Origin of the sequence: uncultured Corynebacterium sp. (genome assembly GCF_947253065.1) — a bacterium.
GTDB lineage: Bacteria > Actinomycetota > Actinomycetes > Mycobacteriales > Mycobacteriaceae > Corynebacterium.
In genome coordinates, this window is sequence record NZ_CAMXWS010000004.1 from 74334 (window position 1) to 86738 (window position 12405).

Annotated in this window: 6 protein-coding genes; 5 read left to right on the forward strand and 1 reads right to left on the reverse strand. The window is 60.7% G+C overall.

Going from position 1 to position 12405, the window contains the following annotated elements; all coding sequences use genetic code 11:
- Positions 1-85: 85 nt before the first annotated feature.
- Both Q0X21_RS02165 and Q0X21_RS02170 read left to right on the forward strand, forming a co-directional pair.
- A complete protein-coding gene (locus tag Q0X21_RS02165; RefSeq protein WP_297850061.1) occupies positions 86-3583 on the forward strand; it encodes a DNA-directed RNA polymerase subunit beta in 3498 nt (1165 codons plus the stop codon).
- Positions 3584-3690: 107 nt separating this feature from the next.
- Entirely contained in the window at positions 3691-7692 is a 4002-nt protein-coding gene (locus Q0X21_RS02170; RefSeq protein ID WP_297850055.1) for a DNA-directed RNA polymerase subunit beta', read from the forward strand.
- A 246-nt stretch (positions 7693-7938) separates the two neighbouring features.
- On the opposite strand, the gene Q0X21_RS02175 is transcribed toward Q0X21_RS02170, so the two are convergent.
- Positions 7939-8568: a DUF1707 domain-containing protein gene (locus Q0X21_RS02175; protein ID WP_297850056.1), complete on the reverse strand. Its 630-nt coding sequence runs from the start codon at positions 8566-8568 to the stop codon at positions 7939-7941.
- A 257-nt stretch (positions 8569-8825) separates the two neighbouring features.
- Between Q0X21_RS02175 and rpsL the strand changes: the two genes are divergently transcribed.
- From rpsL to fusA, 3 genes are all read left to right on the forward strand, one after another.
- Positions 8826-9197 carry a 30S ribosomal protein S12 gene (gene rpsL / locus Q0X21_RS02180; RefSeq protein WP_034665197.1) on the forward strand — a complete coding sequence of 124 codons (372 nt, stop codon included), beginning with the start codon at positions 8826-8828 and terminating at the stop codon, positions 9195-9197.
- Between the two features lie 6 nt (positions 9198-9203).
- A complete protein-coding gene (gene rpsG / locus Q0X21_RS02185; RefSeq protein WP_297850057.1) occupies positions 9204-9671 on the forward strand; it encodes a 30S ribosomal protein S7 in 468 nt (155 codons plus the stop codon).
- Positions 9672-9883: 212 nt separating this feature from the next.
- Positions 9884-12007, forward strand: a complete 2124-nt coding sequence (gene fusA, locus Q0X21_RS02190; protein ID WP_297850058.1) for an elongation factor G — start codon at positions 9884-9886, stop codon at positions 12005-12007.
- The last annotated feature ends 398 nt before the right edge of the window (positions 12008-12405 follow it).

Here is a 12405-nt window from a genome sequence, read left to right on the forward strand (position 1 = left end):
TTCCACAGCTGTCGCAGCTAACATTAAATGCTAATTATCCAGCGGGTGACCAGTGCATATGCGCCGTGTACGGGCCCCGCGTGAGGTGCTGGAAGGACCCATCTTGGCAGTCTCCCGCCAGACCAAGTCAGTGGCCACTATCCCCGGAGCTCCGGAGCGCTACTCGTTCGCGAAGATCGACGAGCCAATCGCGCTTCCTGGGCTTCTTGATGTTCAGTTAGAATCCTTCGCTTGGCTCGTCGGCACGCCGGAGTGGCGTGAGCGCCAGGCAGAAGAGCGTGGCGAGGACGCCCGCATTACATCCGGCCTTGAGGACATCCTGGAAGAGATCTCTCCGATCCAGGACTACTCGGGCAACATGAGCCTGTCTCTGTCCGAGCCACGCTTCGAGGATGTCAAGTACACCATCGACGAGTGCAAGGACAAGGACATCAACTACTCCGCACCGCTTTATGTGACGGCGGAGTTCATCAACAATGACACCCAGGAGATCAAGTCCCAGACTGTCTTCATTGGTGATTTCCCGTTGATGACGGACAAGGGCACGTTCATCGTGAACGGTACTGAGCGTGTCATCGTCTCCCAGCTGGTTCGTTCCCCGGGCGTCTACTTCGACGAGACGATCGACAAGTCCACCGAGCGTCCGCTCCACTCCGTGAAGGTCATCCCTTCGCGCGGTGCATGGCTGGAGTTCGACGTCGATAAGCGCGATACCGTCGGTGTGCGCATCGACCGTAAGCGTCGTCAGCCGGTGACCGTCCTGCTGAAGGCTCTCGGCTGGACCGAGGCTCAGATCAAGGAGCGCTTCGGCTTCTCCGAGATCATGATGTCCACGCTGGAAAACGACGGCGTGGCAAATACCGATGAGGCACTGCTGGAGATCTACCGCAAGCAGCGCCCGGGCGAGCAGCCGACCCGCGATCTTGCGCAGTCCCTGCTTGAGAATGCCTTCTTCCGTGCGAAGCGCTACGACCTTGCTCGCGTTGGCCGCTACAAGGTCAACCGCAAGCTCGGTCTGGGCGGCGACCACGATGGTCTGATGACCCTGACGGAAGAGGACATCGCCACCACGCTTGAGTACCTCGTGCGTCTGCACGCTGGTGAGCGTGAGATGACCTCCCCGGAGGGCACCGTCATCCCGATCAATACCGATGACATCGACCACTTCGGTAACCGTCGTCTGCGCACCGTGGGCGAGCTGGTGCAGAACCAGGTCCGTGTGGGCCTGTCCCGTATGGAGCGCGTCGTGCGTGAGCGCATGACCACCCAGGACGCTGAGTCGATCACCCCGACCTCCCTGATCAACGTTCGCCCGGTTTCCGCGGCGATCCGCGAGTTCTTCGGCACCTCCCAGCTGTCGCAGTTCATGGACCAGAACAACTCCCTGTCTGGCCTGACTCACAAGCGTCGTCTGTCCGCGCTCGGCCCGGGCGGTCTGTCCCGTGAGCGTGCCGGCATTGAGGTCCGAGACGTTCACCCGTCCCACTACGGCCGCATGTGTCCGATTGAGACTCCTGAAGGCCCGAACATTGGCCTGATTGGCGCACTGTCTTCTTACGCACGTGTGAACCCGTTCGGCTTCATTGAGACGCCGTACCAGAAGGTTGTCGACGGCAAGATCACCGATCAGATCGACTACCTGACGGCTGATGAGGAGGACCGCTACGCAATTGCCGAGGCGGCCACCGAGCACGACAAGGACATGAACATCACCGCTGAGCGCATCGAGGTGCGTCTCAAGGACGGCGATATCGGTGTCGTGGGTGCCAAGGGTGTTGATTACGTTGACATCTCCCCGCGTCAGATGGTCTCCGTTGCTACGGCGATGATTCCGTTCCTCGAGCACGACGATGCTAACCGTGCCCTCATGGGTGCGAACATGCAGAAGCAGGCTGTGCCGCTGCTGCGTTCCGAGGCTGCATACGTGGCTACCGGTACGGAGATGCGTGCTGCGTACGACGCAGGCGACATCGTCATTGCCAAGAACGCTGGTGTGGTTGAGGACGTCTCCGGCGACGTGATCACCATCATGGACGACGAAGGTCAGCGCGAGTCCTACCTGCTGCGCACCTTCGAGCGCACCAACCAGGGCACCTGCTACAACCAGACCCCGATCGTCTCTGCAGGCGACCGCGTTGAGGCTGGCCAGGTTATCGCTGATGGCCCGGGCACCAAGAACGGTGAGATGGCACTGGGTACCAACCTGCTCGTGGCATTCATGCCATGGGAAGGCCACAACTACGAGGACGCCATCATTCTCAACCAGCGCGTTGTGGAGCAGGACATCCTGACCTCTGTGCACATTGAGGAACACGAGATCGATGCCCGCGACACCAAGCTGGGTGCTGAGGAAATCACTCGTGAGATCCCGAACGTCTCTGAGGACGTGCTGAAGGACCTCGACGAGCGCGGCATCATCCGCATCGGTGCAGACGTCCGCGACGGTGACATCCTCGTCGGTAAGGTCACCCCGAAGGGCGAAACCGAGCTGACCCCGGAGGAGCGCCTGCTGCGCGCCATCTTCGGCGAGAAGGCCCGCGAGGTCCGCGATACCTCCATGAAGGTGCCGCACGGTGAGGTAGGCAAGGTCATTGGCGTTGCTCGCTTCTCCCGCGACGATGATGACGATCTGGCCCCTGGCGTCAACGAGATGATTCGCGTCTACGTTGCCCAGAAGCGCAAGATCCAGGACGGCGACAAGATGGCAGGCCGCCACGGCAACAAGGGTGTCGTTGGCAAGATCCTCCCAGAAGAGGACATGCCGTTCATGGCTGATGGCACCCCGGTGGACATCATCCTGAACACCCACGGTGTGCCGCGTCGTATGAACATTGGTCAGGTCCTCGAGGTTCACCTCGGTTGGCTGGCTAAGGCTGGCTGGACGGTCAACCCGGATGACCCGGCAAATGCGAAGCTGCTGGAGACCCTGCCGGAGCACCTCTACGACGTGCCGGCTGACTCGCTCACCGCAACCCCGGTGTTCGACGGTGCTACCAACGATGAGATCGCTGGCCTGCTGGCCAACACCAAGCCGAACCGTGATGGCGAGGTCATGGTTGATGGCGACGGCAAGACCGTGCTTTTCGACGGCCGCTCCGGCGAACCGTTCAAGTACCCGATCTCCGTCGGCTACATGTACATGCTCAAGCTGCACCACTTGGTCGACGAGAAGATTCACGCTCGTTCCACTGGCCCGTACTCCATGATTACCCAGCAGCCGCTGGGTGGTAAGGCCCAGTTCGGTGGCCAGCGCTTCGGCGAGATGGAGGTGTGGGCAATGCAGGCATACGGCGCTGCCTACACCCTGCAGGAGCTGCTGACCATCAAGTCCGATGACGTGGTGGGCCGCGTGAAGGTCTACGAGGCGATTGTCAAGGGCGACAACATCCCGGATCCGGGCATCCCGGAGTCCTTCAAGGTGTTGCTCAAGGAGCTGCAGTCGCTGTGCTTGAACGTCGAAGTTCTGTCCACTGACGGCACCCCGATGGAGCTGTCCGGTGACGACGACGATTACGACCAGGCAGGATCCTCGCTGGGCATTAACCTGTCCCGCGATGAGGGTTCCGCAGCCGACACGGCATAGGCGCGTCCGCGCGCTTATGCCGTGCGTCGGCAAGCAAATAAGACTTAAAACGAAGAACTAATTCAACTTCAATCCTCCCGCGAAATGGGAGGTGAAAGGGCATTTACGTGTTTGACGTAAACCTCTTCGATGAGCTCCGCATCGGCCTGGCCACCGCCGAAGACATCCGCCGCTGGTCGCACGGCGAGGTGAAGAAGCCGGAGACGATTAACTACCGCACCCTCAAGCCGGAGAAGGACGGCCTGTTCTGCGAGCGCATTTTCGGTCCGACTCGTGACTGGGAGTGCTCCTGCGGCAAGTACAAGCGCGTCCGCTACAAGGGCATCATCTGTGAGCGCTGTGGCGTCGAGGTGACCAAGTCCAAGGTGCGTCGCGAGCGCATGGGCCACATCGAGCTGGCCGCGCCGGTTACCCACATCTGGTACTTCAAGGGCGTTCCTTCCCGCCTGGGCTACCTGCTGGACCTGGCTCCGAAGGATCTTGAGCGCATCATTTACTTCGCTGCCAACATCATTACCTCTGTCGATGAGGAGGCACGTCACAATGACATGTCCACCCTCGAGGCAGAGATGATCCTGGAGAAGAAGGAAGTCGAGCAGGACACCGAGGCTGAGATCGCCGACCGTGCCCAGAAGCTCGAGGAGGATCTCGCTGAGCTCGAGTCCGAGGGCGCTACCGCCGCTGCGCGCAAGAAGGTGCAGAATGCTGCCGATAAGGAAATGCAGCACATGCGCGAGGCAGGCGAGCGCGAGATCGAGCGTCTCGACGAGATCTGGAACACCTTCATCAAGCTCGCTCCGAAGCAGATGATTATCGACGAGAACCTCTACGAGGAGCTCGTTGACCGCTACGAGGATTACTTCACTGGTGGCATGGGTGCTGAGGCTATTCAGACCCTGATCCGCAACTTCGACCTCGATGCTGAGTCTGAAGAACTGCGCACCATCATCGCTGAGGGCAAGGGCCAGAAGAAGGTCCGTGCACTCAAGCGTCTGAAGGTCGTCGCTGCTTTCCAGCGTTCCGGTAACGACCCGGCTGGAATGATCCTGGACGCTATCCCGGTGATCCCGCCGGAGCTGCGTCCGATGGTTCAGCTCGATGGTGGCCGTTTTGCTACCTCCGACCTGAACGACCTGTACCGTCGCGTGATCAACCGCAACAACCGCCTCAAGCGCATGATCGATCTCGGTGCTCCCGAGATCATCGTGAACAACGAGAAGCGCATGCTGCAGGAGTCCGTTGACGCGCTGTTCGACAACGGCCGTCGTGGCCGTCCGGTCACCGGCCCGGGCAACCGTCCGCTGAAGTCCCTGTCTGACCTGTTGAAGGGTAAGCAGGGTCGCTTCCGCCAGAACCTGCTGGGTAAGCGCGTGGACTACTCCGGTCGTTCCGTGATTATCGTTGGTCCGCAGCTGAAGATGCACGAGTGTGGTCTGCCGAAGCTGATGGCCCTCGAGCTGTTCAAGCCGTTCGTGATGAAGCGCCTGGTGGACAACGACTACGCGCAGAACATCAAGTCTGCGAAGCGCATGGTTGAGCGCCAGCGCCCAGAGGTGTGGGACGTCCTCGAAGAGGCAATTGCTGAGCACCCGGTGCTGCTGAACCGTGCACCGACGCTGCACCGCCTCGGTATTCAGGCCTTCGAGCCGGTCCTGGTCGAGGGTAAGGCTATTCAGCTGCACCCGCTGGCATGTGAGGCGTTCAACGCTGACTTCGACGGAGACCAGATGGCTGTTCACCTGCCGCTGTCCGCTGAGGCACAGGCAGAGGCACGCATCCTGATGCTGTCCTCCAACAACATCCTGTCCCCGGCATCCGGTAAGCCGCTGGCTATGCCGCGCCTGGATATGGTCACTGGTTTGTACTTCCTGACCATGGAGAAGGGCGAGAACGAGATCGGCGGCCAGGGTGCATACGCTCCGGCCGACGAGAACGGTCCGGAGCAGGGCACCTACTCCGATTACCGCGAGGCCATCATGGCGTACGACCGCGGTGTGCTGGGCCTGCAGGCTCCGATCAAGGTGCGCATCAGCCACCTGCGTCCGACGCGTGAGATCGAGGCAGAGCAGTTCCAGGACGGCTGGGAGAAGGGCCAGACTTGGACCGCTGAGACCACCCTTGGTCGCATCATGTTCAACGAGATGCTGCCGTTCAACTTCCCGTACCAGGAAGGCGCAATGGTGCGTAAGGGTGGCGGTGCCGGCAAGGTGCTGCTTGGCGACATCATCCAGTCGATGGTGGAGAAGTACCCGATGATCACCGTCGCGCAGACGATGGACAAGCTGAAGGACGCCGGTTTCTACTGGGCTACTCGCTCGGGCATCACCATTTCCATGTCCGACGTGATCGTGCTTCCGAACAAGACCGAGATCTTGGATGAGTACGAGAAGGAAGCCGAGGCCATCGAGCGCAAGTACTGGGAGAAGGGTGCTCTCACCGAGGAGAACCGTTACGACCGTCTTGTGGAGCTGTGGCAGGACGCCACCAACAAGGTTGGTCAGGCCGTCGAGGACCTGTACCCGGATGACAACCCGATTCCGATGATCGTGAAGTCCGGTGCTGCCGGTAACATGCGCCAGATCTGGACCCTGGCCGGCATGAAGGGCATGGTTGTGAACTCGCGTGGTGAGTACATCACGCGCCCGATCAAGACCTCTTTCCGCGAAGGCCTGTCCGTGATGGAGTACTTCAACAACTCCCACGGTTCCCGTAAGGGCCTGGCCGATACCGCTCTGCGTACCGCAGACTCCGGCTACCTCACCCGTCGTCTCGTCGACGTGGCTCAGGACGTCATCGTCCGCGAAGAGGACTGTGGCACCCACCAGGGTGTTAAGGTCCCCGTCGCAGTCGAGGCAGGCGGCAAGTTCGTCCGCCACGACCTCGTGGAGACCTCGGTTTCCGGCCGCGTGCTGGCATCTGATGCGACCGACGCTGATGGCAAGGTCATCCTTGAGGCAGGCAGCGACCTGTCCGAGGAGCGCATCGACGCTCTCGTCGAGGCCGGCGTGGCTGAGATCAAGGTCCGCTCCGTCCTGACCTGCCAGACCCCGACCGGTGTCTGCGCGAAGTGCTACGGCAAGTCCATGGCCACCGGCAAGCTGGTGGACATCGGCGAGGCTGTCGGCATTGTCGCTGCGCAGTCCATTGGTGAGCCGGGTACCCAGCTGACCATGCGTACGTTCCACCAGGGTGGTGTCGGTGGCGACATTACCGGTGGTTTGCCGCGTGTTCAGGAGCTGTTCGAGGCACGTGTGCCGAAGAACCGCGCCCCGATCGCATCCGTCGACGGCGAGATCTCCCTGTCCGATGAGGGCAACTTCTGGACCCTGACCATCCACCCGGAGGACGGCTCCGACGACGTGGTCTACGAGAAGCTGTCCAAGCGCCAGGGCCTGGCTCAGGTGCGTCGCCCGATGGAGTCCAACCCGGACGCCATGATCGAGCGCTCGCTCAAGGACGGCGACAAGGTCAAGGTCGGCGACCGCCTGCTGCGCGGTGCTGCTGACCCGCACGACGTGCTCGAGGTTCTCGGCCGCCGTGGTGTGGAGAAGCACCTCATCGACGAGGTTCAGGCTGTCTACCGCACCCAGGGTGTGTCGATTCACGACAAGCACATCGAGATCATCATCCGCCAGATGCTGCGTCGCGGCACGGTCATCGACGCGGGCGCTACGGAATTCCTGCCGGGCACCCTCGTTGACCTGTCTGAAGCACGCCAGATCAACAGCCAGGCAGTCGCCGAGGGTGGCGAGCCGGCTGAGCTGCGCAGTGAGATCATGGGTATTACCAAGGCCTCCCTGGCAACCGAGTCCTGGCTGTCCGCCGCCTCCTTCCAGGAGACGACGCGTGTGCTTACCGACGCCGCCATCAACAAGCGCTCCGATAAGCTCATCGGCCTCAAGGAGAACGTGATCATCGGTAAGCTGATCCCGGCCGGTACGGGCATTTCCCGCTACCGCAACATCTCCGTCAAGCCGACGGAGGCCGCACGCTCCGCCGCCTACTCGATCCCGACCTTCGGCGATTCGATTTACGGCGACGAGGGCTACGGCGAGTTCACCGGCGCATCCGTTCCGCTGGACGAGTACGGCTTTGACACCTTCCAGTAGGTTCTAGCCCACGCTTAACGACGCACCCCGGCCCCTCATCTTCCGCTCACCGCGGGGGAGAGGGGCCGGGGTTTTGTGCGGTCCAGGTGTCCCATCAGGCGTACTTCGGGCCAAACCCAGCTATCTAGATCCAGCTAATTCGTGGTTTCATGCCGATTAGCTGGATCCAAACAGCTGGTTCTTGTTCTCAATGTTCGTTGACGCCGTTCAACGCCCAACAATGCGGGCAAGCTAGAGTCCGTGCCACTAATGCACGCGCGCGTCCTTAGCAGCCCGAACGATGCCGACGCCCCCCATGAGGCCGATGCCGCGGATGCGGATGGTGGGTGCGCTGGGCGGAAGGTCGCTCATTGATACGGAGCACGACGGGTGGTCCTCGATGCCGAAGCCGCCCATGATGCCGATGCCTTCACTGATCACTCGGACATTCTCCGGGACGATGATCTCCATGCCGCCCATGATGGCGACGGCATTGATGACCGTTTCTTGAGCGGACAGCTTCGCAAAGCGCAGGTCGAGCAGGTTGCCACCCATCGTGGTGAATGAGTGGTGGTGTGGTGCGATTTGCCAGGACCCTTCGCGGGAGGACCCTCCCATGATCGACAACGTCAGTGTTGCCCCGCCGCCTGCAGGGGTGATAGCGGGGGAAGGGGCCTGTGGCACGGACGCCGGGACTGATAAATCAGCGGTGAGTGCTTCGAGCTCATCAGCGTATGTCACGCGCCAGAGCTGTCTATTGCGTTCATCAAAGTCGTCGATGTTGAGCTGCCCGTCAGCCAATGCGGCAGAGAGAAGGTCCGCTGCTGCCTGTCGTGCGCTGGTAGAGACACGTTTCCGGGGCAGATTATCGCCTGTCTTTTCAATGTCTGAGGACATGCATTAAATATAAGGCCGTTGAGCGGAGCTTTCTCGACAAAGTGAATTTGCTATTCGAGGGTTGTGTTCAGTAAAGTTTGCCAGGATTCCACTGTCGGACAATCATGTGCGGCGCAAGTGGAAAATGAACTCCACGTCCACCTCGGACGGTGCGGTGTTCACGTGAAACGGCAGGGCCCCGAAGAAGAGCCCCCATTTTTGCGTGTTTGCACACTGTGCGGTTCAAGGAGGACACCAGTCGACAAGAAAGTGTTGGTATGCCAACTATTCAGCAGCTGGTCCGCAAGGGCCGCCACGATAAGAGCAAGAAGGTGGCAACTGCTGCGCTGAAGGGCTCCCCGCAGCGCCGCGGCGTGTGCACCCGTGTGTACACCACCACCCCGAAGAAGCCGAACTCCGCTCTCCGTAAGGTTGCGCGTGTTCGTCTGACCTCCGGTATTGAGGTTTCCGCCTACATTCCGGGTGAGGGCCACAACCTACAGGAGCACTCCATGGTGCTCGTCCGCGGTGGTCGTGTGAAGGACCTCCCGGGTGTTCGCTACAAGATCGTCCGTGGCGCACTGGATACCCAGGGTGTCAAGGACCGCAAGCAGGCTCGCTCCCGTTACGGCGCGAAGAAGGGACAGTAAAGAACAATGCGTAAGCAGCAAGCTCCGAAGCGTCCCGTAGTCAAGGATCCGGTTTACGGTTCCGAGCTGGTCACCCAGCTGATCAACAAGATCCTGAAGGACGGCAAGAAGTCCACCGCACAGCGCATCGTTTACGGCGCGCTTGAGATCTGCCGTGAAAAGACCGGCACCGACCCGGTGGGCACCCTGGAAAAGGCACTGGGCAACATCCGTCCGGACCTCGAGGTTCGCTCCCGCCGTGTTGGTGGCGCTACCTACCAGGTTCCGGTTGAGGTCCGCCCGGGCCGTTCCACCACCCTCGCTCTGCGTTGGATGGTCACGTTCACCCGCCAGCGCCGCGAGAACTCCATGACCGAGCGTCTCGCTAACGAGATCCTGGACGCATCCAACGGTCTCGGCGCATCCGTGAAGCGTCGCGAGGACACTCACAAGATGGCAGAGGCCAACCGCGCCTTCGCTCACTACCGCTGGTAGTTTCCCGCTGCGCTGTGTGCGGCGTCGAAAAGCAAGCATGCTTATCGACGCCCACCTGGCCCGAAGATTCACCTCTTCCTAATGCCAGATCAGCGTTTAAGTGGCACAATCGACCAAGGAAATATCCGAAAAAGGCGTCTAGGGTCGCACCGGGTAGAACCGGGATCACGGCTCCCAAGGGCGTCTACGACATATGAGTTGGGGTACACAACGTGGCACAAGAAGTGCTTAAGGACCTGAACAAGGTCCGCAACATCGGCATCATGGCCCACATCGATGCTGGTAAGACGACGACCACCGAGCGTATTCTCTTCTACACCGGTATCAACCGTAAGGTGGGCGAGACCCACGACGGTGCTTCCACCACTGACTGGATGGCACAGGAGAAGGAACGCGGCATCACCATTACCTCCGCTGCCGTGACCTGCTTCTGGAACAACAACCAGATCAACATCATCGACACCCCGGGCCACGTGGACTTCACCGTTGAGGTCGAGCGTTCCCTGCGCGTGCTCGATGGCGCTGTCGCCGTCTTCGACGGTAAGGAAGGCGTTGAGCCGCAGTCCGAGCAGGTGTGGCGTCAGGCTGCTAAGTATGACGTTCCGCGTATCTGCTTCGTCAACAAGATGGACAAGCTGGGCGCTGACTTCTACTACACCGTCGGCACCATCGTCGACCGCCTCGGCGCTAAGCCGTTGGTTATGCAGCTGCCGATCGGCGCTGAGGATGAATTCGACGGCGTCGTCGACCTCCTTCAGATGAAGGCCATCACCTGGCGCGGCAAGACCGAGATCGGTACCGAGGGCACCATTGAGGAGATCCCGGCCGACCTGCAGGAGAAGGCTGAAGAGTACCGCGAGAAGCTTCTCGAGACCGTCGCTGAGTCCGACGAAGAGCTCATGGAGAAGTACTTCGGCGGCGAGGAGCTCACCCTCGAGGAGATCAAGGGTGCAATCCGTAAGCTGACCATCAACTCCGAGGTCTACCCGGTCTACTGCGGTACCGCTTACCGCAACAAGGGCGTTCAGCCGGTTCTCGACGCAATCGTCGACTTCCTGCCGAACCCGCTCGACGTCGGTGAAGTCAACGGCACCGCCATGGACAGCGGCGAGCCGATGACCCGTAAGCCGTCCGTCGACGAGCCGTTCTCTGCACTGGCATTCAAGATTGCTGTGCACCCGTTCTTCGGCAAGCTCACCTACGTGCGCGTCTACTCCGGCCAGGCAATCCCGGGCGAGCAGATGCTCAACTCCACCAAGAACAAGAAGGAGCGCGTGGGCAAGCTCTTCCAGATGCACGCGAACAAGGAGAACCCGGTCGAGCACGCTGACGCCGGTAACATCTACGCGTTCATCGGTCTGAAGGACACCACCACTGGTGACACCCTCTGCAACCCGGACCACCCGATCATCCTGGAGTCCATGGACTTCCCGGATCCGGTGATCCAGGTCGCCATCGAGCCGAAGACCAAGGCTGACCAGGAGAAGCTGGGCACCGCTATTCAGAAGCTCGCTGAAGAGGACCCGACCTTCACCGTCCGTCTTGATGAAGAGTCCGGCCAGACCGTCATCGGCGGCATGGGCGAGCTCCACCTCGACGTCCTCGTCGACCGCATGAAGCGCGAGTTCAAGGTCGAAGCAAACATCGGCTCCCCGCAGGTTGCTTACCGCGAGACCATTCGCAAGAAGGTCGAGTCCCTCGACTACACCCACAAGAAGCAGACCGGTGGTTCCGGCCAGTTCGCAAAGGTCATCGTCACCATCGAACCGTACGAGCCGGACCCGGAGACCCTGGAAGAGGGCGAGTCCGCAACCTACAAGTTCGAGAACGCCGTCACCGGTGGTCGCGTGCCGAAGGAATACATCCCGTCCGTCGACGCTGGTATCCAGGACGCAATGCAGTACGGCTACCTCGCTGGCTACCCGCTGGTCAACATCAAGGCAACCCTCGAGGACGGCGCCTACCACGACGTCGACTCCTCCGAGATGGCCTTCAAGCTGGCTGGTTCCCAGGTCCTGAAGGAAGCTGTCGCTAAGGCGAAGCCGGTCCTCCTCGAACCGATGATGGCCGTCGAGGTCGTCACCCCTGAGGAGTACATGGGCACCGTTAACGGTGACATCAGCTCCCGTCGTGGCCAGGTCTACGCCATGGAAGACCGCTCCGGCGCCAAGGTCGTCAAGGCAAAGGTTCCGCTTTCCGAGATGTTCGGCTACATCGGTGACCTCCGCTCCTCGACCGCAGGCCGCGCGAACTTCACCATGGTGTTCGACTCCTACGCCGAGGTCCCCAGCAGCATTGCTCAGGAGATCATCGACGAGCGCAACGGCAACGCCTAAACCGCTCGCCCCAGGGTGCTTTCCGCTGGTTGTGTCAGCACGGAAAGCACCCCGCGCCGCGGTAGCGGCCGTGCTGAGAGGCTCACAACCAACGTGAGACTTTGAGCCGGCCGTTACCACTAGGTAGGTCCACGCCACGTGGGTCGCCCAAACCAGGTGAAGGAACACTTCAAAAAGATCCCCAACATGGTTTGAAAAACGGCGTTAAAAAATCTAGGATCATGTAACTGGCACATTGTGAAATGGCCATTGTTTCCATGCCCGACGCACCGGCACACCGCCCCCAAACGGTGGAACACGGTGGACCGCGTGCTAGGAAATGAAAGCAAGGCAAAAGTAAACCACGTGGCTGCGAGAGTCGTAGTCACATGCACGTCCAGGAGGACAAACAGTGGCAA